We start from the raw sequence: 25,313 nt of genomic DNA, 5'->3' as shown, positions 1-25,313 counted from the left end.
AACAAGGGACCAGGAACTTTGCCTCTATCCCTAGTCCCTAGTCCCTAGCCTCTGCCTTTAAGTCCCTAGTCCCTGCTTCTAGTCCTTCAGCATCTCCAGGTAGCGGTCGGCATCGAGCGCCGCCATGCAACCGGTGCCGGCGGAGGTGATGGCCTGTTTGTAGAGTTGGTCCTGCACGTCGCCGGCAGCGAAGACTCCCGGTACGCTCGTCGCGGTGGCATCGCCGTCGCAGCCGCCGTTGGTGCGGATGTAGCCATCCTCCATGTCCAGCTGCCCCTTGAACAACTCGGTGTTCGGAGTGTGACCGATAGCGATGAAGCAGCCGTGCACCGGGATGACCTTGTCCGAGCCGCTGCTGTGGCGGATACGGACGCCGGTTACTCCCGATTCGTCGCCCAATACCTCTTCGAGCGTCTGGTTCCACTCGATGGTGACCTTGCCGGTCTGGGTCTTCTCGATCAGGCGGTCCACCAGGATCTTCTCGGCGCGGAACTTGTCCCTGCGGTGTACCACGGTGACGTGGCTGGCGATGTTGGCGAGGTAGAGCGCCTCCTCGATAGCGGTGCTGCCGCCGCCCACAACGGCAACCGGTTTGCCGCGGTAGAAGAACCCGTCACAGGTGGCGCAGGCGGAAACGCCTTTCCCCTTGAAGGCGTGCTCGGAGGGGAGCCCCAGGTAGCGGGCCGAGGCGCCGGTGGCGATGATCAGCGCATCGCAGCTGTAGATACCGCTGTCGCCTTCCAGGATGAAGGGGGGCTTCCTCACCTGTGCGGTGTGGATGTGGTCGTAGATCATTTCGGTGCCGAAGCGCTCAGCATGACGCCTCATGCGCTCCATAAGGTCGGCCCCCATCACACCGTCAGGGTCGCCGGGCCAGTTGTCCACCTCCATCGTTTGCATGAGCTGCCCACCCTGCTGCAGACCGGTGATCAGCACCGGATTCAGGTTCGCACGGGCCGCGTAGATCGCTGCACTATAACCGGCCGGGCCGGATCCAAGTATAATGAGACGGTGGTGAATCGGTTCCATTTGCGCTTCCCTCCAACATGACTTTGGCCGGAAGGTTAACAGTATATGCAGAAAATTGCAAGGCGCCAGAGGCCCTAAGTGATTGACCCTAAAAGGTGCCTCTGCTAAGATTAAAACGTGTCGGACTTTTCAATGAGAACGGAGGACGGACGTGAAGAAGATCATTATAATGGCCCTGTCACTGTTTCTAACCGTAACAACCGGGGCTTTCGCACGGGATCTCAGCTTCACCCAAGGGATCGGTCAGAGCGCTTTCAAGAGCCTGAGCCAGCAGGCCGGTGCAGCGATTTCCTACAAGAACACCGCTCCGGCCGACCCGCTGGGCCTGACCGGCTTCGACATCGGTGTCGAGGTCACTGCGGTCGACATCAAAAAGGACGCCGACTACTGGCGGGCGGCCTTCGGCAACGACGCCCCTTCGTTCCTGCTGCTTCCCAAGCTGCGCGCCAGGAAAGGGCTCTTCTGGGGTATCGACGTGGGCGCCATGTATGCCTATGTTCCGGACTCCAACATCAAGCTGTACGGTTTCGAGGTTAGCAAGGCCCTCCTCGAGGGTACTGCCGCCACCCCCGCCCTCGGGATCCGCGGCAGCTACACGAAGCTTGCAGGGGTCAATGACCTTGACCTGCAGACGGCAGGCGTCGACGCGACCCTCAGCAAGGGGCTCTTGATCCTGACCCCGTACCTCGGTGCCGGCGCAGTCTACGTGAACAGCAAGGCTGCCGGCAGGCTCCAGTCGCTCTCCACCACGCTACAGGGTGGGGTGCCGCTCAAGACCGAGGAATTCTGGCAACCGCGCTACTTCGCAGGGCTCAAGATATCTCCCCTGCCGCTTTTCGGGGTAACCGCCGAGGTCGAGTACCAGGAGCGGATGATCTACTCGCTCAAGGCTGCCCTCACCTTCTAGGAATGTACGCCGGCAGGGGGCTTTCCCCTGCCGCCTGAGGCACCATATGCACGCGCACGCTGAGACCCATCTGGACCAGAGCATTGCCGGGCGGTTCAAGTTCGCCATCTTCCTCACGGCCGCCACGCTGATCGCGGAAGTGATCGGCGGCCTGTGGACCAACTCGCTGGCGCTGCTCTCGGATGCGGCCCACGTGTTTCTCGACCTCTTTGCGCTGCTGCTCTCGCTCGGGGCCATCAAGCTCTCCTCCTACCCCGCGACCGACACCCGCACCTTCGGTTGGCACCGCATGGAGGTCTTCGCCTCGTTCATAAACGGCAGTACCGTGTTCATCATCGCGCTGGTCATCTGCTACGAGGCCATGGGGCGCATCCAGCACCCCGAAGAGGTAAAGAGCTTCCCGATGATGCTCATCGCCTTAGTGGGCCTGGCCATGAACGTCTTTGCCGCAGGAGCCCTGCACTCGCACTCCCACGACGACCTCAACGTGCACAGCGCCTTTTTGCACATGATCGGGGACGCAGCCGCCTCGGTCGGCGTCATCGCCGGCGGCATCATCATGTACTTTACCGACTGGTACCTTTTGGACGCCATCATCTCGGTCGGTATCGGCTTCGTGATTTTCTGGGGTTCCTGGCGGGTGGTGCGCGATTCCGTGCACATCCTGCTCGAGGGGGTGCCCCGGGGACTGGAGATCAGCAAGGTTGCCGCCGCCATCCGCGAGGTGGACGGGGTCGAAGAGGTGCATCACCTCAACATCTGGACCATCTGCTCGCACATCAACGCGTTGTCCGGGCACGTGGTGGTCCCGGCAAGCTACCGCGGCGACCACAGCGGCCTGTTGCGCAAGATAGAGGAGCGCCTGTTCGAGCTTTTCCACATCTCGCACACCACGCTGCAAGTGGAGAGCACCAGCTGCACCACCGAGACCGGACACGCCAAACAGTTCCGCCACCGGCCCCGTTTCTCGTCCCACGGGCACGCGCATGCACACCGGCATGGGCACAGCTGCTCCGGTGACCACCATCACCACGACTATTAACCACCCCGCCGGAAGGAACACATGCTCGATTACAACCTGATCCTCGACGCCGCTCATCGACTCAAGAAAAGGGTGCGTCGTACGGAACTGATCCAGGCCCACCACTTCAGCGAGCAACTCGGTCTGCCGCTCTACTTCAAGTGCGAAAACCTGCAGCGCACCGGTGCCTTCAAGATCCGCGGCGCCCTCAACTTCATGACTTCGCAGCCCCGCCAGGCGCTGAGCGGCGGCGTGATCACCGCCTCGGCGGGTAACCACGCGCAAGGTGTCGCCTTCTCGGCAGACCTTCTTGGCGTGAAGGCAACGGTGTACATGCCTGAGAGCACGCCGCCCCAGAAGGTTTTCGCCACCCGGGATTACGGGGCCACCGTGGTGCTGGAGGGGAAGAATTTCGACGAGGCCTGCGCTGCCGCGCTGCGTGAGGCCGAGGCGAGCGGAGCACTCTTCGTGCACCCGTTCAACGACCCTCACGTCATGGCCGGCCAGGGGACCATCGGGCTCGAACTTCTGGAGGACATGCCGGATTTGGCCAACGTTTTGGTCCCCATCGGCGGCGGTGGCCTCATTGCCGGCATCGCCCGCGCCATCAAGGAAACCCACCCGCACGTGCGCATCATCGGCGTCGAGTCGGCCGCCGCTCCGTCGATGCAGCTTTCGCTGAAAAAGGGGCATATCCTCACCGCCCCCATCATGGCGAGCCTGGCTGACGGTATCGCCGTGAAGACGGTGGGGGATAAGACCTTCCCGGTGGTGAAGGAGCTGGTGGATGAGGTGGTGCTGGTGGACGAGGAGGAGATCGCCCTTGCCATCGTGTCGCTTCTGGAGCGCAACAAGCTGATGGTCGAGGGAGCCGGTGCCGTTGGCCTGGCCGCGCTGTTGAACGGCCGGGTTAAGCGGCTCTCCGGGAAGACCGTGGCGGTGTTGTCCGGCGGGAACATCGACGTGAAGACCATCGCGGTGGTGGTGGAGCGCGGCCTCCTGGCAGCGGGGCGCTACCTGAAGCTCAAGGTCGAACTGGACGACGTGCCGGGGGCCCTGGCGCGGCTTTCCGCCGTCATCGCGGAGGCGCGGGCCAACATCTCGATCATCACCCACGACCGCCGCTCAAAGTCGCTCCCCATCGGCAAGACCGAGGTGCTGGTGGAGCTGGAGACCAGGGGCGCCGAGCATATCCAGGATGTGGTGAAACACCTGGAGAAGAGCGGCTACCTGCTGGAGGTGATTAGGTAGGGTCGCAGCTCAAGCAGGGCAATGAGATGAATGAACGAAAAAGGGGGACTGGCTTTGCTGCCGATCCCCCTTTGCTCTTTTGATCACAAGGTAAGTCCGAGATGGTACCCCCCCTACCCTTCCTTGTGCTCCTTGATCACCCGCAAGAAGGCGTCGCCGTAGCGGGCCAGCTTGTGCTGGCCGACGCCGGTTATCTTCAAGAGTTCCCACTTGTCTCTGGGCTTTTGGGCTGCCATCTCGGCGAGCGTCGCATCGGCAAAGACGACAAAGGGGGGCACCTGCTGCTCGTCGGCGATCGTCTTCCTGAGTTCCCTGAGTTCCTGGAACAGGGCGCCATCGTAGCCCGGTTTTTTTGCGCTGGTGCTCTTCTTCTCGACGACCCTGCTGTCCCTGGGGCGCGCCAGCTCCAGCTTTTCCTCACCCTTCAAAAGCGGTCTCGCCCGCTCGGTAAGCCGCAGTACGGAGTAGTTTGCCAGGTCCTGCTCGAGATACCCCAGGTGCACCAGCTGCCGGATCAGGCCGCTCCAGGCGTCCTGAGAGAGATCCTTGCCGATCCCGTAGGTGGTGAGCTTGTCGTGCTTGAGCTCGATAATCCGTTGGTTCTGGGAGCCGCGCAGCACGTCGATCACGTGCATCATCCCGAAGCGCTGGCCGACCCGGTACACGCAGGAGAGCGCCTTGCGCGCGTTCTCGGTCGCATCGAAGCGCTCCGGCGGGCTCTCGCAGATATCACAGTTGCCGCAATCCTTTTCCAGCCGGTCACCGAAGTACCCTAATAGCACGCGACGCCGGCAGGTCTGCGCTTCGGCGAAGGCCGCCATGCAGTTCAGCTTGTGCAGCTCGATCCGGTTCTGCTCCGCGTTGTTGCCGCTCTCGATGAGCCCGCGCGCGATGGCGATGTCACCATACCCAAAGAGGAGCAGCGCCTCAGCCGGCAGCCCGTCACGCCCGGCGCGACCGGTTTCCTGGTAGTAGCTCTCGATGCTCTTGGGCATGTCGTAGTGCACCACGAACCGCACGTTGGACTTGTCGATCCCCATCCCGAAGGCGACCGTCGCTACCACGACGCGGATGTCGTCCTTCAAGAAGGCATCCTGGACCCGGTGTCGCACCTGATCCGGGAGCCCCGCATGATAAGCGGCAGCCTTGATCCCGCTGGCTTCCAGCTTCTTGGCGACCTCCTCGACACGCTTGCGGGAAAGTGCGTAGACGATGCCGGCTTCCTCTTTTCTGCCGGCCAGAAAAGCCGTCAACTGGTTGAAGGGCTTGTGCTTCTCCACCACGTTGTAGCGGATGTTCGGACGATCGAAGCCGGCCACGTAGCAGGCCGCCTGGGAGAGACCCAGTTGGGAGAGGATGTCGTTTCTGGTCTGGCTGTCGGCGGTCGCGGTGAGCGCGACCATCGGCACCTGGGGAAAGATCTCGCGTAAGAGACCGAGCTGGGCATACTCGGGGCGGAAGTCGTGTCCCCAGGCGGAGACGCAGTGGGCCTCGTCAATGGCGAAGAGCGAGATCGGAAGCTCCTTGATCCGCTCGATGAAACCGTCGCTCAACAGCCGCTCGGGTGCCACGTAGAGAAGTTTCAGCTCGCCCGCATGCAGCTGGGCCAACACCCGGCGCGCCTCGGCCTCGGTGAGGGCCGAGTTGTAGCACCCGGCAGGGACACCGTTCTCGCGCAGGGCGTCCACCTGGTCCTTCATCAGCGAGATGAGGGGTGACACTACCAGCGCCGTCCCCGGGAGGCAGAGCGCGGGGACCTGGAAACAGAGCGATTTCCCGCCACCGGTCGGCATCAGCACGAAGGCGTCACCGCCCGCGATGACGTGCTCGACAATCTCGCGCTGATAGGGTCGGAACGCTTTAAAGCCGAAGACCTCATTGAGGATTCTGTGGGGAGTGTCGGGCATGGGGTAACCGTTTTGCTGGAGTTGGGGAACCTGGATACGGAACGGTGGAGGAAACCAGTGTTGCAGCGTCAGTGGGTGCACCCGGGGTGATGTCGCGCGGCCCGGATGGAAAACGTTACCATGAAATCATGAATCCCCGGGATGTCAACTCAACCGCACGAGCAGGCTACGGCGCCGAGGGGTTCGATGCCGCGCTCCAGCAGGAAGCGCCGGGTAAGGGTTGCTCCGCTCTCGGGGTCGTACAGCCCGGGACGCAGCAGATCCTCGTAGCTGTCGATGTCGTACCAGGTGGAAATCAGTTCCACCGCAAACTCGGCGTGCTGCGCCTTCTGGTAACTTACCGCGAGGACTTCCGAGGTGGACCAGGGAACATCCTGGAACAGATCCGCCATCCCGCCGCTCAAACCGACGAGGTAGTAACCACCATCCTCGGCGGGCCCGAAGACCACATCTTTCCCCGTCCCCAAAAAATCGAATGCCTCGCGGATGAAGCTCAGCGGCAGATCGGGAGCGTCGCTGCCGATCACCACGCGTTCCCGGTAGCCCAGATCTTCCAGCTGTCGGAAAGCGGCCTCCAGCCGTTCGCCAAGTCCCGCCTGGTGCTGTCGGATCAGTCTGAGGCCCGGGTGGAAATTCCGGAAGAACTCTTCGTCACCATCGTAAAAAATGACCGTTTCGACGCCCAGGGTGCGCATCCGGGCGATGGTGTCCTGGAGCATGCAGTGGTAGAGTTCGGCCCCCTCCTCGGGGGTGAGAGCGGGCGCCAGGCGGGTCTTAACCTTGCCAGGATGCGGGGTTTTTGCGAATACGGCCAGTACTGGTTTCATTAGCAGCGCACTATTTAAAAGGAGTAAATGAAAGATTAAAAGCTAGTTTTGTCCACATTTTTGCCATTTATCAACAAAGTTATCCACAGTCAAAGCATTGACCGGCTTTGTCCGACAAGTGGGACTACTTGCTCCGTTCGATGGCGGCGTAGGCCGAGTGCTTGTGGATCGACTCGAAATTTTCGGCCTCGACCGAGAACCAGGTGATGTTGTCCATGGCCAGCAGCCGCACCGTCGCCTCACGCACCATGTCCTCGACAAACCGCGGATTTTCGTAGGCCCGCTCGGTGACGAATTTTTCGTCCTCGCGCTTCAAAAGCGAGTAGACCGGTGAGGAACCGCACTCTTCGATGAGCTCGATGAGGTCCTCGATCCAGATGAACTCGTTGTAGCGGACCTGTACCGTCATGATCGAGCGCTGGTTATGGGCACCGTAGGCGGAAAGCTCGCGGCTGCAGGGGCAGAGCGACGTCACGGGCACCTTGATCCCCAGCACGAAGTCGAACTTGTCAGAAAGCGAGGCGCTGAAGGTGCAGGAGTACTCCATGAGGCTCTTAGCCTTGGAGACCGGCGCCTCTTTTTCCACGAAATAGGGGAACTCGAGCTCCATGTGGGCGTTGGAGGCACCCAGCTTCTGCTTCATGGAAGCCAGGATGGTCTCCATCTTGTCCAGCGCGATGTCTTCCCGGTACTTGTTGAGGATCTCCACGAAACGGCTCATGTGGGTCCCCTTGAAGTGGTGCGGCAGGTCGACGTACATGTTGATGCGCGCGATGGTGTTCTGGAAGGAGCGGTTCTTGTCCATCACCACGATGGGATAGGAGATGTCCTTCACGCCAACCTTGCTGATCGGGATGTTGCGGGTGTCGTGGGTGAGTTGGACGTCGCTCAGCTTGTGCTTGGCGTTCTTCGGTTGTGTTGCGCAGCAGGAGGCTTCCTGCGGGGAATTTCCTGAAGTCGTATCGTTCACGTTACCACCTTCGTCTGTGTTGCCTATCGGATACTACCCCTTGACGTACCGGGCCGGATCGCTCACTCCCGCCTCGGCGAACCCTTTCAGGCGCAGGCGGCAGGAGTCGCACAGGCCGCAGGCGGCGCCGTCCTCGGCCGGATCGTAGCAGGAGTGGGTCTGGGCGTAATCGATACCCAGCGATAGCCCCTTCTTGATGATTTCTGCCTTGGTGAGGCTGATGAGCGGGGTATGGATGGTGAGCTTGCTCCCCTCGACGCCCGTCTTGGTGGCCAGGTTGGCCATCTTCTCATAGGCTTCGATGAACTCTGGGCGGCAGTCCGGGTAGCCGGAGTAGTCGAGCGCATTCACGCCGATGAAGATGTCGAATGCACCCAGCACCTCGGCCCAGCCCAGGGCGAAGGAGAGGAAGATGGTGTTGCGGGCCGGCACGTAGGTCACCGGGATCTCGTTCTCCTCGACGCCGGTCTTGGGGACGGCGAGATCCGAGGTGAGGGCACTCCCTCCCATCTTTCTCAGGTCGAAATCGACCACCAGGTGATCGGCCGCGCCCATGGGACGCGCGTTGCGCTTGGCGACCTCCATCTCGTGGGAGTGGCGCTGGCCGTACCGGAAGCTGATCGCGTAGGGCTCGAAGCCCTGTTCGCGGGCAATGGCCAGGCAGGTGGTGGAATCAAGCCCGCCGCTGTAAAGGATTACCGCTTTTTTCTGCATTTGTTCACCTCTTCAAAAAACTGGTTTCGCCACGGAGGCACGGAGAACACGGAGAGATACACCCACTGCAAGACTGAGGGTAAAACCCAAAAGCTTGGGTCGTGCCGAGGCTTTCGCCTTCTCCGTGTGCTCCGTGTCTCCGTGGCAAAATTGAAGCTTTGTGTCTCAAAGAAAAGGGCCGCGCCGGAATCCGGTGCGGCCCTGGTGGCTTTACTCTACGAAGCTCTTCAGCTTCTTCGCCCGGCTCGGGTGGCGCAGCTTCCTGAGCGCCTTGGCCTCGATCTGCCGGATACGCTCGCGGGTCACCTCGAAATCCTGTCCGACCTCTTCGAGGGTGTGGTCGCTCTTCTCGCCGATGCCGAAACGCATCCTGAGGACCTTCTCCTCACGCGGGGTGAGGGTGGAAAGCACGCGCGAGGTCTGCTCGGAAAGGTTCGCCTTGATGACCGCTTCGAGGGGGGAAACCACGCCCTTGTCCTCGATGAAGTCCCCAAGGTGGGAATCCTCTTCCTCGCCGATCGGGGTCTCCAGGGAAATCGGCTCCTTGGCGATCTTCAGGACCTTGCGGACCTTGTCAAGCGGCAACGCCATGCGCTCGGCGATCTCCTCCGGGGAGGGCTCGCGACCGATCTCCTGCACCAGCTGACGCGAGGTGCGGATCAGCTTGTTGATGGTCTCGATCATGTGCACCGGGATCCTGATGGTGCGGGCCTGGTCCGCAATGGCGCGGGTGATGGCCTGACGGATCCACCAGGTGGCGTAGGTGGAGAACTTGTAGCCGCGCTGGTACTCGAACTTGTCCACCGCCTTCATGAGGCCGATGTTCCCTTCCTGGATCAGGTCGAGGAACTGCAGGCCGCGGTTGGTGTACTTCTTGGCGATGGAGACTACCAGACGGAGGTTCGCCTCGACCAGTTCGCTCTTGGCCAGCTTCGCCTTTCTTTCGCCTTCTTCGATGGCGAGGAGAGCGTTGTGCAGCTCGCTTGCCTTGAAACCGGACTCGTGCTCGATCTTGGTGAGTTTCTTCTCGATGGTGCGGTAGCGCTTCTCGAGCTTTTGCGCCTCGTCGTGGCTCATGCTGAGCGTGCTCTTGAACTGGGCTTCGCTGCCACCCTTGAGACTGTCAAACCCGCTCAGGAAGGAAACCATCTGGGTGCCGGTTTCCTTCTCGACCTCGGAGCTCTCCTGCATCACCAGGTCGACCTTGCAGGATAGCTCCTTCAGGCGCTGGGCGATCTTCTCGATGTGACGGTCCTTGAGACGCAGGGACTTCAGGAGGTCCGCCATCTTCACCTTGTGCTCGGTGTTCTCCTGCAGCAGGGCGTCGCGGTCCTTGTGACCCTCCGCCAACTGCTCGAGCGCGGTCTGGATCTCCTCCATGCGGGTGTCGATGTCCTTGATCTCGTCGATGATCCCGAGAACGCGCGTTGCCTGTACGTCCTCTTCGCCCTCTTCGATGACCTCTTCCTCGACATCCTTGCTGATCTCGATGGCGCCGATCTGGAACTTCCTGAGCCGCTCGCCCAGGGAGATCACTTCCTTCACGGTAATCGGGGTGTTCAGGATGACGCTTGCCACGTCCCGCTCGCCCACCTCGATGCGCTTGGCGATCTCCACCTCACCCTCGCGGGTCAGCAGGGATACCGAGCCCATCTCGCGCAGGTACATGCGGACCGGGTCGCTGGTGCGGCCGAGGGTGCCAGGTTCGAACTCGACCTCTTCCTGCTCCCCTTCGTGCTCCTCGTCCTCTTCGAGGTCCATCTTGATCTTGGGGATCTTCACCTTTTGGGCGGAGTCCACGATCTCGATGTCCATATCTCCGAACATGCTCATCACATCGTCGATCTGGTCAGACGAGACGATATCGGGCGGCAAGAGGTCGTTGACTTCCTCATAGGTGAGAAAGCCCTTCTCTTTGCCGAGGTCGATGAGCTGCTTCACTTCATCCATGCTTTTCTTTGCCATTTACCACACTCCGCGACTACGATGCCTACTATAATAATTTCGATTTCTTATTACGCAATGCTTCCAGCTCCAAGAGTATCTCCGCAAACCGGGGAGAATCCGGGTCGAGCTGGGCGAGTTCCAACCTGAGGGCCTTGGCATCTCCCTTCAGGGCGCCGCGCTGCAGCGTCTGGCGGCACTGTTCGAAGGCCTTCAGGGGATCGATATCCTCCAGATGGTCGTCCTGCACGAAGAGCCCGGAAAGCCGGGTGCGCTCCTCGGGGGACTCGAGCGACTCCAGCACCGTGGAGAGGTCGAAGTCGCCGTTCAGGGACTGCGCCGCGACAGCCTGGGCAACGCGCAGATGCCCGCCGCTGAAAAAAGCTTCGGGCCCGGTTTCCCGGACCTTGTTGACCACCTCCGGGAACTTCACCATCAGGGTAAGCAGCACCTCTTCGGTGCTCGGCCCCTGGCGCAGTGCCGGCCGCGGCCTGGGTCGGGGCTGGGACGACGCCTGGGGTGCGGCGGGAACCGGACCGCCGACCTTCTTGCGCAGCATGGCGAGATCGATCCCCGCCGCTTTGCAGATCTCCTGCTCGTAGAGCCCGCGCTCCAGAGAATCCTGGATCTTAACGAGACGCGGCCCTACTTCGTTGACGAAGGCCACCTTCCCTTCCACGCTCCCGGTGTCGATGCTGGCCGCCACTCCGCGGTAGTAGAACTGGAAGATGGGAAGTGCCTTTTCCAGAAGCGGCGCGAAACCGGCCGCCCCTTCGCGACGGATGAAGGTGTCCGGGTCGTCCTCTTTGGGCACCTCGATCACCCGCGCCGGGAACCCTTCCTCCAGGAAGAGCTCCATGGAGCGGACCGTCGCCTTGCGCCCCGCCTCGTCGCCGTCGAAGAGCATGTACACCTTCTCGGCGTAGCGCCTCAAAAGCTTCAGGTGCTGCGGGGTGAGGGCCGTGCCGCAGGTGGCCACCACGTTGGTGAATCCGGCCCGGTAGAGCGCCAGGTGGTCGAAGTACCCCTCGACGATGATGGCGCTCCCCTGTTCCCGCATCCCCTTCTTGGCCAGGTCGAGCCCGAAGAGCACCTCGCTCTTGCGGTAGATGGCCGACTCCGGCGAGTTGATGTACTTGGGGAGCGCATCGTCCATCACCCGGCCGCCGAAACCGATGGCCCGGCCGTGCAGGTCGGCGATGGTGAAGAGCAAACGGTTGCGGAAGGTATCGTAGTAACCGTCCCGCCCCTCACGCTTGCGCAACAGCCCCAGCTTTTCTGCCTGGGCCAGCGCGATCCCCTTGCGTTGCAGGTGCTTCGCCAGGTTGTCCCAGCCTGCGGGGGCGAACCCCATCCGGTAGGTGGCGGCGATGTCGTCGTCGACCCCGCGCTTCACCAGGTACTGCCGCCCCAGGGCACCGGTCTCGTCGGACTCCAGCACCCTGCGGTAGAACCGTGCAGCGATTTCGTTGATCTCGTAGAGCATCTCCTGCTCGTCGAGTTTGTGCTTCTCTTCGCGGGTGAGCGGCCGCTCCGGGATCTCAACACCTACGCGCTTGGCCAGAAACTTGACCGCCTGGGGGAAGTTCATTCCCTCCATGCGCATCACGAAGGTGACCACGTTGCCGCCTGCACCGCACCCGAAGCAGTGAAAGATGCCCCGTGCCGGGTTCACGTTGAAGGATGCCGTCTTCTCCCCGTGAAAGGGACAGATGCCCTGGTAGTTCGCCCCGGATTTCCTAAGGCTCATGTAGCCGGAGATGACCTCGTATATGGAGGCCCTTTCCCGCACCTCCCTGACTTTGTCGTCCGGTATCATCGACACGTTAAAGTATCCTTGCTGCTATTGTGCGCCAACTCCTGCACCAATCCGAGACAATTCCCTGCGCGCCGGCCCTTCCCACCCTGCCGCGATGCTGCTTCCCGTTGCGGAGAAGGCCTGCGCGGTCTTCGATCTCGCGATCGCCACCTTTACCTTGTCGGGCATCGGCTTCGTGCTTGCCAGGTAGAGCACCATGCAGACGATGAATCCCCCTTCCAGAAAGCCGAACACGACACCGCCGATCCTGTTGATCCCGCCCAAGAGCATGATCTTGAAGATAACCGTGAGCAGATGACCGAGGAAATAAAAGAGGATGCCAAGCAGCAGAAAGATGAGTAGAAACGCGAGCGGCTGCGCAACCTGGGGCGGGAGATTTATGAGTACCCGGATCCCCTGGCTGAGAGAAGAGTAATACCTGAAGGCGGCCCAGCCACCGAGAACCAGGCCGAGCAGGGAGCAAGCCTCCCGAATTAGCCCTTTTGAGAAACCCTTAGCTACGAAAAACAGCAAAACTGCCCAGATAAGAATATCGAGAAGGATCATCCACGCACCTGGTAGCTGCCACAAAGTAAAAGAAGGGGCAATCGCTAGATTCGCCCCCACTCAATACATCGAAGAACCCGCACAACCCCCGGAATGTCAGTTCCGGGGGCGTTCATCATGCGAGTTTCTGCTTTACAACTTCGCTAACCAGCTTGCCATCTGCGCGGCCGGAAACCAGGGGCTGTAGGTGTTTCATCACCTTGCCCATGTCTTTTCCGCTTGTGGCGGAGGTCTCCGAGATAGCCTGGGCCACGAGGGCCTCCAGCTCTTCCCGAGTCAGCTGCTGGGGGAGGAATTCCTGCAGGAGCGCAAGCTCCGCCTCCTCCTTATCCACAAGCTCCTGCCTGCCAGCTTCTTTGAAAAGCCTGATGGACTCCCTGCGCTGTTTACAGAGGGTTACGATGGTTTCGGTGATTTCCTGATCGTTCATCTCGCGGCGAAGCTCGATGTCGCGGTTTTTCACCGAGGAGAGCGTCATGCGGATAGCGGAGAGCCGTAACGAGTCACGGTTCTTCATCGCCTCCTTCATTGCTGCAGTAAGTCTCTCCCGCAGTTGCATACTTCCCTCTTAGTCAACCATCTTGCGCTGCTTCTTCAGAGCACGCTTGCGAGCAGCGATGGCCTTTTTCTTCTTCTTGATGCTCGGTTTTTCGTAGTGCTCACGCTTGCGCACTTCCGAAAGGATCCCGGCTTTCTCGCACTGCTTTTTGAACTTCTTGAGCGCAAGCTCAAACGGTTCAGTTTCTTTTACCTTTACTCCCGGCATTCATATTCCCCCCCCTTCTTTCTTTGGATTTAATAACTTGTGGGTAGATCGGGGCCGGCAGAGTTTTTCACGAAAGAGCAATATAGCATCGTGACGATATTTGTCAATGAGTTTCTATGCAGAAGCTTACTTATCTTTGCGGGAAGCCTTCTCTTCGATCCCCGACATGCCGAAGCGGCGACGCAGCTCGTTGAAGACCTCTTCGGGGTCAATGTCGTAGAAACCGAGCAGCACCAGGTTGTGGAAGATGAGGTCGGCGGTCTCGTAGACGATCTCCTCGCGCTTGCCACCTTTGCCCGCAATGACCACCTCGGTCGCCTCTTCGCCCAGCTTCTTGAGGATCTTGTCGACCCCCTTGGCCATGAGGCTCGCGGTATAGGAGGAATCGGTTGGGTTTGCCTTGCGTTCCTGGATGACGCGGTAGACCGCGGAGATGATGTCGTCAGTGGGTTGTTCCATGATGGAGCTCCTGCACGGGGATTCGTGCAGGCATCTGCACGGTGGGTGACTCTGGATCTTTTATTAACTCGGACAAGCTACCCCTCCCTCCTGGCGGGGGAGTGTCGAGGTGAGGGGGACGCCGGCAGCTGCGGCCAGGTCACTTCGTGGCGGCTTCACCCACCCCCCAGGCCCCTCCCGTCGAGGGCGGGGGAGAGTGAAGACTTGTCGTAAACAGTTGGAAGGACTTGCCGCTTAGAGCCGCACCGCCACGCCGCGGCCGCGCAGGTACTGCTTGGCCTCTTCGATGGTGTGCTCACGGTAGTGGAAGATGGAGGCGGCGAGGCAGGCGCTGGCGCCACCCTGGGTGAAACCGTCGTAGAGATGCGAGAGGTTTCCGACGCCGCCGGAGGCGATGACCGGGATGCTGACCGCGTCGACCACGGCGCGGGTCAGCGGCAGGTCGTAGCCGTCCTTGGTGCCGTCACGGTCCATGCTGGTCAAAAGGATCTCGCCGGCACCCAGGCTCTCCATCTTGTGGGCCCACTCGATGGCGTCAATGCCGGTCGGGTTGCGGCCGCCGTGGGTGTAGACCTCCCACCCGCCGCCGGCACGGCTGCGGGCGTCGATGGCTACCACGGTGCACTGGGAGCCGAACTTCTCGGCCGCTTCGCTGACGAACTCGGGGCGATGCACTGCTGCGGTGTTGATGGAAACCTTGTCGGCCCCGGCATTCAACAGGCGCCGGATGTCATCGACCACGCGGACCCCGCCGCCCACGGTGAGCGGCATGAAGACGCGCTCCGCTGTGCGGCGCACCACGTCGATGATGATATCGCGGTCGTCCGAGGAGGCGGTGATATCGAGGAAGGTGAGCTCATCGGCGCCCTGGGCGTCGTACATCTCGGCGATCTCCACCGGGTCACCGGCGTCGCGCAGGCCGAGGAACTGGACACCTTTGACAACGCGTCCACCTTTAACGTCGAGGCAGGGAATGATTCTCTTGGTCAGCATCGTGTTGTTTCTCCGAAACAGCCTCTTATTTCTTAGTCAGGGCGATCGCCTCGGCCAGCTTGATGGCTCCGCTGTAGATCGCCTTGCCGGTGATGACGCCGGTCACGCCGGATGACTCGATGGCCATCAGGTTCTCGATGTCTTTGAGCGAAGAGAGCCCACCCGAGGCGATGACGGGGATACTGATCGCCTCGGCAAGCGCCTTGGTCGCCTCGATGTTCGGCCCCTGCATCATGCCGTCGCGGCTGATGTCGGTGTAGATGATGGCGGAGACGCCGTCGCCTTCGAACTTCTTGGCCAGTTCGGTCGCCGTCACGCCGGTCACCTCGGCCCACCCCTGCACGGCTACCATGCCGTTTTTAGCGTCGATGCCGACCACCACCTGTCCCGGGAACTTCTCGCAGGCCTCTTTGACGAACTCGGGGTTGCGCTGAGCTGCGGTGCCGATGATGACCCGGCCGATCCCCAGCGAGAGGTAGGCCTCGACGGTGGCGATGTCGCGAATGCCGCCGCCCAGCTGGGTCGGGATGCTGACGGATTTCACGATCGCCTCGATGGCGCTGCGGTTCTTTGGTTCACCGGCGAAGGCACCATCCAGGTCCACAATGTGCAGCAGTTCGCCGCCCTGACGCTGCCACTCGGCCGCCTGGGCACCCGGGTCGTCGTTGAAAACCGTATCCTTGTCCATCAGCCCCTGCTCGAGGCGCACACAGCAACCGTTCTTCAGGTCTATCGCGGGTATGACGATCATTGCAACTCCAGAATTTCTGAAATGAAAACTAAAGGTCAACCTTACGGCCACATCGAGTCAAAGACAAATCCCCCCTGTCCCCCCTTCGCAAAGGGGGACCGTAGGGGCGGCGTCATCCATAAAAAAGCTTTCAGCCGGAACACTTCAGCTTCGGAGACTGCAGGAACCGGGGTGTCGTAGGGACGAATCATCATTCGCCCTTGCTACGCTGGCCGTTCCACGACTAGCTACTTCATCGTGGCGAAATTCTTCAGCATGGCCAGGCCCTTGTCCTGGGACTTCTCCGGGTGGAACTGGGTGGCCATGATGTTGTCGCGCCAGATCGCGGCGCAGAAGTCGATGCCGTAGCGGGTCGAGGCCGCCACCACGCTCTCGTCTTCCGGCTTCACGTAGTAGGAGTGCACGAAGTAGACGTTGCTGCCATCGGCGATACCGTCGAAGAGCGGAGCCTCGCGCTTGATGGCGAGCTGGTTCCACCCCATGTGCGGGACCTTGAGCGCCTCGCCCTCTTCTACCATCCCGTCCGCGAAACGCAGCACGTTGCCCGGGATCACGTTGAGCCCCTGGTAGATGCCGAACTCCTCGCTCTGGGTGAAGAGGAGTTGCATCCCGACGCAGATGCCGAGGAAGGGCTTCCCTTCCTGGATCACCTTGAGGATCGGCTCGACGAAGCCCGCCTGCTCCAGGTTCCTCATGCAGTCGCGGAAGGCTCCCACACCCGGCAGCACCACCCGCTCCGCTTCCTTCAGAATGTTGGGATCCGCGCTGACCACGGCGTCAAAACCGATCTTCTCAAACCCCTTCTGCACGGAGCGAAGGTTTCCCATCCCATAGTCGATAATCGCGATCATAAATCCTCAAAAGCCCAAGAGGCTGTTCTACGTTCTATGTTCTAGGTTCTACGTTAACACCCCGGACTGTTTCCAGCCGGCTCCGTTCACCAGCCCAACCCTCCAACACCACCGTTCGCGTCCACGCCTCTAACCTAGAACGAACAGCAGTTAGGGTTTTACAGCTTTCCCTTGGTGGACATGACCCCTTCGATGCGGGGATCGTGCTGGGTCGCCATGTCGAGGGCCCGGGCGGCCGCCTTGAAACAGGCTTCCAGAATGTGGTGCACGTTCTCGCCATACATGACGTTGATGTGCAAGTTGCAGGCGCAGTTATTGACGAAGCCCTGAAAGAACTCGCGCACCAGCTCGACGTCGAAGTCGCCGATCTTCACCTTCGGGAGACTCACGTTGTAGACCAGGTAGGGACGGCCGGAGAGGTCGGTGACCACGCTGGCCAGTGTTTCGTCCATCGGCACGGTGGTCTGACCGTAGCGGCGGATACCGCACTTGTCGCCCATGGCCTCTTTGAAAGCAGAGCCGAGTACGATGCCGATATCCTCGACCGTGTGGTGGAAGTCGATGTCGATGTCGCCTTTGGCTTCCACGGTCAGGTCGAACAGGCCGTGCCGGGCGAAGAGGTCCAGCATGTGATCCAGGAAGGGGACCGAGGTGCAAATGCGTCCTTCACCTTTACCGTCAAGGTTCAGGGAGAGCTTGATCTGGGTCTCCTTGGTGATCCGTTCGATGACTGCCGTTCTGGCCATGGCGGCTCCTCCGTGTATGGTGTGCCCCCTTGTTATGGGGACCTGCGAACTACTTGTCCAGCCTGAAGCTCACCGACCTCGCGTGGGCGTCGAGCCCCTCGAGTCCCGCTATCCTGACGATATCGGCGCCAACCCGCTCCAGCCCGCCCTTGGTGAAGTAGAGGATAGAGCTCTTCTTCACGAAGTCGTCGACGGACAAGGGGGAGAAGAAACGCGCGGTCCCGCCGGTCGGGAGGGTGTGGTTGGGACCCGCCAGGTAGTCGCCCGCGGCCTCGGGGGTGTAGTGCCCCATGAAGATGGCGCCGGCGTTGGTGATAAGCGGCAGGATCTCGAACGGGTTCTCGACGGCCAGTTCCAGGTGTTCCGGCGCGATCCGGTTCGAGAAGCTGATCGCCTCCTCCATGGTGTCGGAGACGATGATGACGCCGAAGGATTCCCAGGACTTGCGGGCAATGGCCTGGCGCGGCAGCTCGTGCAGCTGGCGCTCGACCTCGATGGCCACGCGCTGCCCGAAGTTGCGGTCGGTGGTGATGAGTACGGCGGAGGCAAGCTCGTCGTGCTCGGCCTGGGAGAGCAGGTCGGCCGCGATGTGCATCGGGTTGCCGCTGCCGTCGTTGATGACCAGGATCTCGCTCGGGCCGGCGATCATGTCGATGCCGGTCTGCCCGAAGACGAGCTTTTTCGCGGTGGCGACGTAGATGTTGCCGGGTCCGGTGATCTTGTCGACACGGGGAATGGTCTGGGTGCCGTAGGCGAGCGCCGCCACAGCCTGCGCGCCGCCGATCTTGAAGACACGGTCCACGCCGGCAAGCTTCGCGGCCACCAGCACGTGCGGGTTGGTCTCGCCGCCGGGAGCCGGAGCGACCATGATGATCTCTTTGACGCCCGCGACCTTGGCCGGAACCGCATTCATGATGACGCTGGAGGGGTAGCTCGCCTTGCCGCCCGGGACGTAGATGCCGACCCTGGCGAGCGGGGTTACCTTCTGGCCCAGCATGATGTCGGATTCCTCGGTGGAAAGCCAGCTCTGCTGCTTCTGCTTCTCGTGGAAGCGCTCCACACGCTGAACCGCGTGGCGCAGGGCTGCCAGGTCGCGCGCATCGACGGCCGCGAAGGCCTGTTCGAATTCGGCCTGGGTCACCTCGAGGCCGGCCGCATCGCACTCGACACGGTCGAACTTCCTGGTGAACTCTACCAGCGCCTCGTCGCCACGGCTGCGCACCTGGTTGATGATCCCCTGGACCACCTCCTCGACCTCACGCCCCGACTCCTCGCTGCGCTGCACCAGCGCCGCGAATTTCGCATCAAATCCCGGTTCCTTAATATCGAGGAATTGCATAATAAAACCTCATCGCTTGGCGTACTAATTAGACCGCCTCGTTATTCTGCCCCCGAACGGGGCCGGCTGGCAAGCCCTGAGTCAGCCCAGCGGCTGGCGTTCCACCACGTTGAGCCGGTCCTGGAAGCTCTTCAACTGTTTCTTGAGATCCTTCACCTGCTGCTCCAGGCCAGCGTTCTCGGAACCTTCTGCCTCCAGCGCATCCTCGATCAGCTTGAGCCGGTCGCCGATTTCGGCGTAGCCGTCCTCCAGTATGCCGAGGCGCTTGTAGATGGAGTCGAGGTGCCCCACGACCTCGGCGAGCCGCTCGTCGTGCACGGCCTGGTTCCCCTTCAGGGCATCGAACTCGGGTTTCAGCACCTTCTGGTAGAAATTCAAGAAGGCATCAGCCAGCACCTGTTCCATGAAATTCCTCCTGCATCATTTCATTAGATATGCTGTTCCAGCCCTTCAATAATCTTCGAGATGCGCTCGTGCTTGGTCTTCAGGCTCGCCCGGTTCACGATGAGGCGGCAGGTGATTTCGGCAATGGTTTCGATCTCCACCAGACCGTTCTGCTTCAGGGTCTCACCGGTGGACACCAGGTCGACGATGCGCTCGGAGAGGCCCACGATCGGGGCCAGCTCGATCGAACCGTACAGCTTGATCAGCTCGACCTGCACCCCCTTGGCAGCGAAGTATTTCTCGGTCACCTTGGGGTACTTGGTGGCGATGCGGATGTTGTTCCAGGCCGAGGGATCGTCCTTGCTGGAGAGCTCCGCCGGTTCGGCGACCATCAGGCGGCAGTAGCCGAACTTGAGGTCGAGCGGTTCGTAAAGATCCTTCTCCTGCTCCATCAGGGTATCTTTGCCGACGATGCCCAGGTCGGCGCAACCGTACTCCACGTAGGTGGGAACGTCGGTGGCGCGCACGATCATGTAACGCATCTTCTGCTCGGCGTTCTCGAACACGAGTTTGCGGGTATCGGAGAGGAGTTCCTCGCAGTCGATGCCGATCTTCTTGAAGAGGGCTACCGAGTCCTGCAGGATGCGGCCCTTGGGAATAGCAATGGTGATGAAATCGGACATAAAAACCTCTGGTTGGCAGAAGTGCACGCCCCACTGTGGAAGCGAGGCTTAAAAAAATGGTCGGTGCGACTGGATTCGAACCAGCGACCACTAGACCCCCAGTCTAGTGCGCTACCAGGCTGCGCTACGCACCGATTATGCCTGTCGTTTACTGGCTCTCGTCCTTCACCCTGACGATGTCGGCGCCCAGGCCGGCGAGCTTTTTCTCGATCGACTCGTAGCCGCGGTCCAGGTGGTAGATGCGCGAGACTTCGCTGGTGCTGTCGGCGGCAAGCGCAGCCAGAATCAGCGAGGCCGAGGCACGCAGGTCGGTGGCCATGACCGGGGCGCCGGAGAGCTTCTTGACCCCCTTGACCGTCGCGGTGTTTCCTTCCACGGTGATGTCGGCACCGAAGCGCAAAAGCTCCGAGACGTGCATGAAGCGGTTCTCGAAGATGTTCTCGCTGATGACGCTGGCCCCCTCGGCGATGCACATGAGCGCCATGAACTGGGCCTGCATGTCGGTCGGGAAACCCGGATAGGGGCGCGTCTTGATGTTGACGCTCTTGATCTTCTTGGGCCCCTTGACCCGGACGATGTTGTCCTTGTTGCTGATCTCGACACCGGCGTCCTGGAGTTTGAACGCCAGGGCGTCCAGGTGGTCCAGGCGCATGTTGTGGATCCTGATGTCGCCGCCGGTCATGGCTGCGGCGACCATGAAGGTTCCCGCCTCGATCCGGTCCGGCATGACGGTATGGTTGGTCGGCTGCAGCTCGTCCACCCCGATGATGCGGATGGTGTCGGTGCCGGCCCCTTCGATCTTGGCGCCCATCTTGTTCAGAATGTCGGCGTGGTCCACGATCTCCGGCTCACGCGCCGCGTTCTCCAGGATGGTCTCGCCCTTGGCGGTGGCGGCAGCCATGAGAAGCTGCTCGGTGCCCCCGACGGTCGGGAGGTCGAAGTGGATGCGGGCGCCCTTCAACTTCTTCGCCTTGGCCTCGACGTAGCCGTGCTCCAGGGTGATCTCGGCGCCCAGCGCGGCAAGCCCCTTCAGGTGCAGGTTGATGGGACGCGCGCCAATGGCGCAACCGCCCGGCAGCGAGACCCTGGCCTGGCCGAAACGCGCCAAAAGCGGCCCGAGCACCAGCACCGAGGCGCGCATGGTGCGCACCAGGTCGTAGGTCGCCTCGAAGCTGTTCAGGTCGGTGGTGTCGATCTTCACCACGTTACCCTTGCCGTCGACGCGAGCGCCCAGCTGCTCAAGCACCTTGATGGTGGTGTTGATGTCGCGCAGGAAGGGGACGTTGCTGATCTCGTGGCAGCCGGGTGCCAGGATGGTGGAGATGAATATGGGGAGAGAGGCGTTTTTCGATCCGCTCACGGTCACGTCGCCGGAGAGCTTCTTGCCGCCGTTGATTACCAGTTTGTCCACAAGGTACCTCTGTTGGTTTTGTTATCTAGCTATTCAGCCTGCCGCCCACCACCCGGTCGATGCCGGCGGGGTCCGGTGCGGTGAAGGTTTCTGCTGCGAATCCGCCCTGTTGCAACAAAGCCAGCACGTCCGGAGCCTGCCCGGCGCCCACCTCGAAGAGGAGCCAGCCGCCCGGGTTCAGGTGCCTGGGCGCGTCCGCGACGATGGCACGGTAGAAGTCGAGGCCGTCGTTGCCGCCGTCCAGCGCGCTCATCGGCTCGAAGCCGCGCACCTCGGGCTGCAGGGTGTCCAGCTCGTCCTTCCGGATGTACGGGGGATTGGATACTACCATGTCGAAGCGCCGCCCGGCAAACGGTTCGAAGAGGGATCCCTGAAAAAAGTGCACGGGGGAGCCGCTGCGCTCGGCGTTGCCGCGGGCCACCTCGATAGCTTCCGGAGAGATGTCGACCGTGGCGACCTCGGTTTCCGGGAGCTCCCTGGCAAGGACGATTGCCACGCAACCGCTGCCGGTGCCGATATCGAGGAGGGTCTTGATCCCGGCGGCGTGCCGGATCGCTTCGCTCACCAGCACCTCGGTGTCGTGGCGCGGGATGAGGACAGCCGGCGTCACCTGGAACTCGAGCCCCATGAACTCCTGGGTCCCCAGGATGTACTGCAGCGGCTCGCGCTTGGCCCGGCGGACCACCATGGCTTTATAGGCGGCGAGTTCGGCGTCGCTTAACGGCTTGTCGAAGTTGAGGTAGAGACCGACGCGGTCCAACGAGAGCGCCTCGCAGAGCAGCCACTCGGCCTCGAGCCGGGGATTCTCCACGCCTTTTTCCGCCAGATACCCCTTGGTCCAGTTGAGTATCTTGAGGACGTCCCATTTTTCCTGCTGCTGCGCCATGAACAGTCTCGAGGGTGTAGAAGGTTGGGGTGCTGCCAGGCGGCCGCCATCTGTGGCCAACCTCCCTCTCCCCTGGCGGGAGAGGGTCGGGGTGAGGGGGACGCCGGCACAAGCACAACGTCACTTCGTGGCACCTACCCCCACCCCCCTACCCCCTTCCGCAAGGGGAGGGGGGGGGAAGTTCGGCGGATTTACACGATCTGGCTCTGCTCCTGGAGCGCCTCCATCTGGTAGTGGGCGCGCAGGGCGTCGGCGATCTCGTTGATGTCGCCGGCCATGATGGAGTCGAGCCGGTACAGGGTGAGCCCGATGCGGTGGTCGGTCATCCTCCCCTGCGGGAAGTTGTAGGTCCGGATGCGCTCGCTGCGGTCGCCGGAGCCGACCTGGCTCTTGCGGTCTGCGGCGAGTTTCGCGTTCTGCTCGGAGATGATGTTGTCGAGGATGCGCGACTTCAAGACCTTCATCGCCTTCGCGCGGTTCTTGATCTGGCTGCGCTCTTCCTGGCAGGCCACCACGGTCCCGGTCGGGAGGTGGGTGATGCGCACCGCGGAGTCGGTGGTGTTGACGTGCTGGCCGCCGGCGCCGGAGGAGCGGTAGACGTCGATCTTCAGGTCGGCCGGGTTGATGTCGATGTCGATGTCCTCGGCCTCGGGGAGTACGGCCACGGTGCAGGCACTGGTGTGGATGCGCCCCTGGGCCTCGGTCTCGGGGACGCGCTGCACGCGGTGGGTGCCGGACTCGTACTTGAGCTTCGCGAAGACGCCGGCCCCCTCGATGAGGGCCACGACCTCTTTGAAGCCGCCGCGCTCGCTCTCGGAGGCGGAGATCAACTCGACACGCCAACGGTTCGTTTCGGCAAAGCGGGAGTACATGCGGAACAGGTCGCCGGCAAAAAGGGCGGACTCGTCACCGCCGGTGCCGGCGCGGATCTCGAGGACCACGCTCTTGTCGTCATTGGGATCCTTGGGCAAGAGGAGCACCTTGATCTCGCCTTCCAGGGCCTCGCGACGCTCCTCGAGGGACTGCAGCTCGGCCTGCGCCATCTCGCGCATCTCCTGGTCCGGCTCCTTCAAAAGTTCCTGGTTGTCCTCGATGTCGGCCAAAAGCTTCTTGTATTCGCGGAAGGCGGCGATCAGCTCGGCGAGCCCGGAGTGCTCCTTGGAGAGCTTGCGGAACTCGGTCTGGTTAGCGAGTACGGTGGGGTCGGCAAGGAGGGATTCCAGCTCTTCAAAGCGCCGCTCCAGCTCCGCTATCTTGTCAAACATAGATGAACCTCAAAAGATGATTTTTCGGTACGACTAGACGACCAGCCGGTCGTCCTTGTAACCGCCGTTCAGCTCCAGCGCCTCGCTCATGGAACGGATCGCGACCTCGATCTGGTGGTCGTCCGGCTCGCGGGTGGTGAGACGCTGCAGGCAGAGCCCCGGTGCGATCACCAGCTTCACCAGCGGGTGGCTGTCGTGCTTCGCGGTCCACTTGAGCACCTCGTAGGAGAGCCCGGCGATGATGGGCAACAGCACGACGCGCGATCCGGCCTTGAAGTAGAAGGGCCACAGCTTCGGGATGAGCGAGAACACCAGGATGCTCACCAGCATGACGATCAACAAAAAGCTGGTGCCGCAGCGCGGGTGCAGGCAGCTGTACTTGCGGACGTTCTCCACGGTGAGCTCCTCGCCGGCCTCGAAGGTGAAGATCGACTTGTGCTCGGCACCGTGGTACTGGAACACCCGCTGGATGTCCTTCATCCGGGAGATCCCCATGATGTAGAGCAAAAAGACCACGACCCGGATCAGGCCGTCCACCAGGTTGAAAACGAGGTTGGAGTCGCCGATGATCGGGATCAGGAGCTTGGTCAGGTAGAGCGGCATGATGAAAAAGAGCAGGATGCCGAAACCAAACGCCGCAGCCATGGTACCGCCCATCGCCCAGTTGGAGAGCTCTTCCTTCTCCTCCCCCTCGGCGAGCGCCTCGTTGGCCGAGAAGTTGAGCGCCTGGATGCCGATCAGGAGCGAGGAGAACATGGCCACCGCGCCGCGCACGATGGGGAGCTTGGTGATGGGGAAGCGCTCGGAGAGCGGCACCACCACTTCCTTCTTCACCGAGATCTCGCCGTCGGGGCGCCTAACGGCAATGGCCATGGAGCGCGGGGCGCGCATCATGACACCTTCGAGAACTGCCTGACCACCTATATTGATTTTAGACATGGGGTACCTCGTGGTTGCCTGCCGGCATGAGGGCCGGCCGGGAAAGGCCGCAGGAGGCGAGAGAGGTGCGCGCGGGGCGGCCCGAAAGCTCCAGGGGTGCTAAAGCTCCTGGAAGAACTTCCTGACGTCCACCATCTTGCCGCAGCACATGCTCCCTTCGGGGCAAGGACCGGCCAGACAGCCCGGACCGGCTTTCTTGAAAATGGTGGGTGCTACCGGACGGACCAGCTTGAGCATCTCGACCGCCATGGCCCGGATCTCCCACTGGGCGCGCTCGCAGCAGCGCACGCCGAAGAAGTGCAAAAGCTCGCGGGCGTTCATGGTCACGATGATCTTGGTCTCGGTGGCGTTGGGGAGCAGGTAGCGCGCGTCCTCGGCGGGCACACCGGCCTCCACCAAGGCGGCGTAGCCTGCGTGCAGGGCGGCGATCTGCGCCTCGAAAAGCGCGGCAAACTCCGGGTTCTCCGCGATGGTCGGCGGCGTCACCACGGCGAAACGCTCCTTGTGCGAGACGTAGCGCTGGGACTGCTGCGAGTAGGAGGCGACGCGGTGGCGCACCAGCTGGTGGCTGGTCACCCGCGAGATCCCCTCGATACCGAAGGTGAAGGAGGCATGCTCCAGCACGGACTGGTGTCCGAGCGACATGATCTTGTCGAGGAAATTGTTGATGTCGGCGCCGGAAAGTCGGTCTTTGAGCGCCTCGATGTCGACGTGCGAATAGCAGAGCCGGGCGGCCAGTGCTACGGACAGCTCCGGATCGGGGGTGTGTTGAAGCAGCGCTACCTTCATGAAGATCCTGATGTAAATCGTTGTTTGCCAGGGAGACGCGGAGGGCTCGGAGGAACAAACCCGGTCAGGGTCTGCTCCGCGTGCCCCGTGACTCCGTGGCGTATGTTTCGCCTGCC

The 25,313-nt window shown here is 61.7% G+C and carries 26 protein-coding genes and 1 tRNA gene; 3 read left to right on the top strand and 24 right to left on the bottom strand.

Annotated features, from left to right (window positions below; genetic code table 11):
- Window positions 1-78: 78 nt before the first annotated feature.
- The gene (gene trxB / locus H7688_RS10770) at window positions 79-1,029 is read right to left on the bottom strand and encodes a thioredoxin-disulfide reductase (protein WP_183361114.1); all 951 of its coding nucleotides are present in this window, start codon (window positions 1,027-1,029) and stop codon (window positions 79-81) included.
- A gap of 151 nt (window positions 1,030-1,180) precedes the next feature.
- Here trxB and H7688_RS10765 point away from each other — a divergent pair, with 151 nt between their 5' ends.
- The 3 genes from H7688_RS10765 to ilvA are packed head-to-tail and all read left to right on the top strand — an operon-like array spanning window position 1,181 to window position 4,208.
- Window positions 1,181-1,936 (top strand): hypothetical protein, encoded by a 756-nt coding sequence (locus H7688_RS10765; RefSeq protein ID WP_183361113.1) that lies wholly within the window; start codon window positions 1,181-1,183, stop codon window positions 1,934-1,936.
- 46 nt (window positions 1,937-1,982) lie between these two features.
- Window positions 1,983-2,978: a cation diffusion facilitator family transporter gene (locus tag H7688_RS10760; protein WP_183361112.1), complete on the top strand. Its 996-nt coding sequence runs from the start codon at window positions 1,983-1,985 to the stop codon at window positions 2,976-2,978.
- Between the two features lie 21 nt (window positions 2,979-2,999).
- Entirely contained in the window at window positions 3,000-4,208 is a 1,209-nt protein-coding gene (ilvA, locus tag H7688_RS10755; RefSeq protein WP_183361111.1) for a threonine ammonia-lyase, read from the top strand.
- Between the two features lie 113 nt (window positions 4,209-4,321).
- Here the strand turns inward: ilvA and recQ are convergent, their stop codons facing one another.
- From recQ to thyX, 23 genes are all read right to left on the bottom strand, one after another.
- Window positions 4,322-6,115, bottom strand: coding sequence for a DNA helicase RecQ (gene recQ, locus H7688_RS10750; protein ID WP_183361110.1), 1,794 nt, complete (start codon window positions 6,113-6,115; stop codon window positions 4,322-4,324).
- A gap of 149 nt (window positions 6,116-6,264) precedes the next feature.
- Window positions 6,265-6,942 (bottom strand): TIGR04282 family arsenosugar biosynthesis glycosyltransferase, encoded by a 678-nt coding sequence (locus H7688_RS10745; RefSeq protein ID WP_183361109.1) that lies wholly within the window; start codon window positions 6,940-6,942, stop codon window positions 6,265-6,267.
- Between the two features lie 124 nt (window positions 6,943-7,066).
- Entirely contained in the window at window positions 7,067-7,834 is a 768-nt protein-coding gene (gene folE2, locus H7688_RS10740; protein WP_183361490.1) for a GTP cyclohydrolase FolE2, read from the bottom strand.
- A 111-nt stretch (window positions 7,835-7,945) separates the two neighbouring features.
- Window positions 7,946-8,626 (bottom strand): 7-cyano-7-deazaguanine synthase QueC, encoded by a 681-nt coding sequence (queC, locus tag H7688_RS10735; protein ID WP_183361108.1) that lies wholly within the window; start codon window positions 8,624-8,626, stop codon window positions 7,946-7,948.
- A 210-nt stretch (window positions 8,627-8,836) separates the two neighbouring features.
- Window positions 8,837-10,591, bottom strand: coding sequence for an RNA polymerase sigma factor RpoD (rpoD, locus tag H7688_RS10730; RefSeq protein WP_183361107.1), 1,755 nt, complete (start codon window positions 10,589-10,591; stop codon window positions 8,837-8,839).
- A 28-nt stretch (window positions 10,592-10,619) separates the two neighbouring features.
- On the bottom strand, window positions 10,620-12,395 hold the full coding sequence (gene dnaG, locus H7688_RS10725; RefSeq protein ID WP_183361106.1) for a DNA primase: 1,776 nt from the start codon (window positions 12,393-12,395) through the stop codon (window positions 10,620-10,622).
- 18 nt (window positions 12,396-12,413) lie between these two features.
- Window positions 12,414-12,935, bottom strand: a complete 522-nt coding sequence (locus tag H7688_RS10720) for a CvpA family protein (RefSeq protein WP_183361105.1) — start codon at window positions 12,933-12,935, stop codon at window positions 12,414-12,416.
- A gap of 115 nt (window positions 12,936-13,050) precedes the next feature.
- Window positions 13,051-13,494 (bottom strand): GatB/YqeY domain-containing protein, encoded by a 444-nt coding sequence (locus H7688_RS10715; protein WP_183361104.1) that lies wholly within the window; start codon window positions 13,492-13,494, stop codon window positions 13,051-13,053.
- A 9-nt stretch (window positions 13,495-13,503) separates the two neighbouring features.
- Window positions 13,504-13,701: a 30S ribosomal protein S21 gene (rpsU, locus tag H7688_RS10710; protein ID WP_183349251.1), complete on the bottom strand. Its 198-nt coding sequence runs from the start codon at window positions 13,699-13,701 to the stop codon at window positions 13,504-13,506.
- A 126-nt stretch (window positions 13,702-13,827) separates the two neighbouring features.
- Window positions 13,828-14,160 carry a phosphoribosyl-ATP diphosphatase gene (locus H7688_RS10705; RefSeq protein WP_183361103.1) on the bottom strand — a complete coding sequence of 111 codons (333 nt, stop codon included), beginning with the start codon at window positions 14,158-14,160 and terminating at the stop codon, window positions 13,828-13,830.
- A 234-nt stretch (window positions 14,161-14,394) separates the two neighbouring features.
- Window positions 14,395-15,153: an imidazole glycerol phosphate synthase subunit HisF gene (hisF, locus tag H7688_RS10700; RefSeq protein ID WP_183361102.1), complete on the bottom strand. Its 759-nt coding sequence runs from the start codon at window positions 15,151-15,153 to the stop codon at window positions 14,395-14,397.
- A 25-nt stretch (window positions 15,154-15,178) separates the two neighbouring features.
- Window positions 15,179-15,904, bottom strand: coding sequence for a 1-(5-phosphoribosyl)-5-[(5-phosphoribosylamino)methylideneamino]imidazole-4-carboxamide isomerase (gene hisA / locus H7688_RS10695; RefSeq protein ID WP_183361101.1), 726 nt, complete (start codon window positions 15,902-15,904; stop codon window positions 15,179-15,181).
- 227 nt (window positions 15,905-16,131) lie between these two features.
- Window positions 16,132-16,755, bottom strand: a complete 624-nt coding sequence (gene hisH / locus H7688_RS10690; protein ID WP_183361100.1) for an imidazole glycerol phosphate synthase subunit HisH — start codon at window positions 16,753-16,755, stop codon at window positions 16,132-16,134.
- 158 nt (window positions 16,756-16,913) lie between these two features.
- Window positions 16,914-17,501, bottom strand: a complete 588-nt coding sequence (hisB, locus tag H7688_RS10685) for an imidazoleglycerol-phosphate dehydratase HisB (protein ID WP_183353920.1) — start codon at window positions 17,499-17,501, stop codon at window positions 16,914-16,916.
- Between the two features lie 49 nt (window positions 17,502-17,550).
- The gene (gene hisD, locus H7688_RS10680; RefSeq protein ID WP_183361099.1) at window positions 17,551-18,840 is read right to left on the bottom strand and encodes a histidinol dehydrogenase; all 1,290 of its coding nucleotides are present in this window, start codon (window positions 18,838-18,840) and stop codon (window positions 17,551-17,553) included.
- Between the two features lie 81 nt (window positions 18,841-18,921).
- Window positions 18,922-19,245 (bottom strand): hypothetical protein, encoded by a 324-nt coding sequence (locus tag H7688_RS10675; RefSeq protein WP_183361098.1) that lies wholly within the window; start codon window positions 19,243-19,245, stop codon window positions 18,922-18,924.
- Window positions 19,246-19,268: 23 nt separating this feature from the next.
- Window positions 19,269-19,907, bottom strand: coding sequence for an ATP phosphoribosyltransferase (gene hisG / locus H7688_RS10670; RefSeq protein ID WP_183361097.1), 639 nt, complete (start codon window positions 19,905-19,907; stop codon window positions 19,269-19,271).
- Window positions 19,908-19,964: 57 nt separating this feature from the next.
- Window positions 19,965-20,041 (bottom strand) — tRNA-Pro (locus tag H7688_RS10665).
- A gap of 14 nt (window positions 20,042-20,055) precedes the next feature.
- Window positions 20,056-21,318 carry a UDP-N-acetylglucosamine 1-carboxyvinyltransferase gene (gene murA / locus H7688_RS10660; protein WP_183361096.1) on the bottom strand — a complete coding sequence of 421 codons (1,263 nt, stop codon included), beginning with the start codon at window positions 21,316-21,318 and terminating at the stop codon, window positions 20,056-20,058.
- A gap of 25 nt (window positions 21,319-21,343) precedes the next feature.
- Window positions 21,344-22,204, bottom strand: a complete 861-nt coding sequence (gene prmC, locus H7688_RS10655; RefSeq protein ID WP_183361095.1) for a peptide chain release factor N(5)-glutamine methyltransferase — start codon at window positions 22,202-22,204, stop codon at window positions 21,344-21,346.
- Window positions 22,205-22,395: 191 nt separating this feature from the next.
- Window positions 22,396-23,469 (bottom strand): peptide chain release factor 1, encoded by a 1,074-nt coding sequence (gene prfA / locus H7688_RS10650; RefSeq protein ID WP_183361094.1) that lies wholly within the window; start codon window positions 23,467-23,469, stop codon window positions 22,396-22,398.
- 33 nt (window positions 23,470-23,502) lie between these two features.
- Entirely contained in the window at window positions 23,503-24,408 is a 906-nt protein-coding gene (locus H7688_RS10645; RefSeq protein ID WP_183361093.1) for a DUF1385 domain-containing protein, read from the bottom strand.
- Between the two features lie 99 nt (window positions 24,409-24,507).
- Window positions 24,508-25,197, bottom strand: coding sequence for an FAD-dependent thymidylate synthase (gene thyX, locus H7688_RS10640; protein ID WP_183361092.1), 690 nt, complete (start codon window positions 25,195-25,197; stop codon window positions 24,508-24,510).
- Between the last annotated feature and the right edge of the window lie 116 nt (window positions 25,198-25,313).

It is taken from the genome of Geomonas limicola (assembly GCF_014193675.1).
GTDB classification, from domain to species: domain Bacteria; phylum Desulfobacterota; class Desulfuromonadia; order Geobacterales; family Geobacteraceae; genus Geomonas; species Geomonas limicola.
This window is presented reverse-complemented; position numbering and strand designations above follow the sequence as displayed.

Excerpts from the sequence above, each read along its gene's own strand:
- trxB (WP_183361114.1), bottom strand. The coding sequence starts at position 1,029 with ATGGAACCGATTCACCACCGTCTCATTATACTTGGATCCGGCCCGGCC.
- H7688_RS10760 (WP_183361112.1), top strand. The coding sequence starts at position 1,983 with ATGCACGCGCACGCTGAGACCCATCTGGACCAGAGCATTGCCGGGCGG.
- ilvA (WP_183361111.1), top strand. The coding sequence starts at position 3,000 with ATGCTCGATTACAACCTGATCCTCGACGCCGCTCATCGACTCAAGAAA.
- recQ (WP_183361110.1), bottom strand. The coding sequence starts at position 6,115 with ATGCCCGACACTCCCCACAGAATCCTCAATGAGGTCTTCGGCTTTAAA.
- H7688_RS10745 (WP_183361109.1), bottom strand. The coding sequence starts at position 6,942 with ATGAAACCAGTACTGGCCGTATTCGCAAAAACCCCGCATCCTGGCAAG.
- queC (WP_183361108.1), bottom strand. The coding sequence starts at position 8,626 with ATGCAGAAAAAAGCGGTAATCCTTTACAGCGGCGGGCTTGATTCCACC.
- rpoD (WP_183361107.1), bottom strand. The coding sequence starts at position 10,591 with ATGGCAAAGAAAAGCATGGATGAAGTGAAGCAGCTCATCGACCTCGGC.
- H7688_RS10720 (WP_183361105.1), bottom strand. The coding sequence starts at position 12,935 with ATGATCCTTCTCGATATTCTTATCTGGGCAGTTTTGCTGTTTTTCGTA.
- H7688_RS10715 (WP_183361104.1), bottom strand. The coding sequence starts at position 13,494 with ATGCAACTGCGGGAGAGACTTACTGCAGCAATGAAGGAGGCGATGAAG.
- rpsU (WP_183349251.1), bottom strand. The coding sequence starts at position 13,701 with ATGCCGGGAGTAAAGGTAAAAGAAACTGAACCGTTTGAGCTTGCGCTC.
- H7688_RS10705 (WP_183361103.1), bottom strand. The coding sequence starts at position 14,160 with ATGGAACAACCCACTGACGACATCATCTCCGCGGTCTACCGCGTCATC.
- hisF (WP_183361102.1), bottom strand. The coding sequence starts at position 15,153 with ATGCTGACCAAGAGAATCATTCCCTGCCTCGACGTTAAAGGTGGACGC.
- hisA (WP_183361101.1), bottom strand. The coding sequence starts at position 15,904 with ATGATCGTCATACCCGCGATAGACCTGAAGAACGGTTGCTGTGTGCGC.
- hisH (WP_183361100.1), bottom strand. The coding sequence starts at position 16,755 with ATGATCGCGATTATCGACTATGGGATGGGAAACCTTCGCTCCGTGCAG.
- hisB (WP_183353920.1), bottom strand. The coding sequence starts at position 17,501 with ATGGCCAGAACGGCAGTCATCGAACGGATCACCAAGGAGACCCAGATC.
- hisD (WP_183361099.1), bottom strand. The coding sequence starts at position 18,840 with ATGCAATTCCTCGATATTAAGGAACCGGGATTTGATGCGAAATTCGCG.
- H7688_RS10675 (WP_183361098.1), bottom strand. The coding sequence starts at position 19,245 with ATGGAACAGGTGCTGGCTGATGCCTTCTTGAATTTCTACCAGAAGGTG.
- hisG (WP_183361097.1), bottom strand. The coding sequence starts at position 19,907 with ATGTCCGATTTCATCACCATTGCTATTCCCAAGGGCCGCATCCTGCAG.
- prmC (WP_183361095.1), bottom strand. The coding sequence starts at position 22,204 with ATGGCGCAGCAGCAGGAAAAATGGGACGTCCTCAAGATACTCAACTGG.
- prfA (WP_183361094.1), bottom strand. The coding sequence starts at position 23,469 with ATGTTTGACAAGATAGCGGAGCTGGAGCGGCGCTTTGAAGAGCTGGAA.
- H7688_RS10645 (WP_183361093.1), bottom strand. The coding sequence starts at position 24,408 with ATGTCTAAAATCAATATAGGTGGTCAGGCAGTTCTCGAAGGTGTCATG.
- thyX (WP_183361092.1), bottom strand. The coding sequence starts at position 25,197 with ATGAAGGTAGCGCTGCTTCAACACACCCCCGATCCGGAGCTGTCCGTA.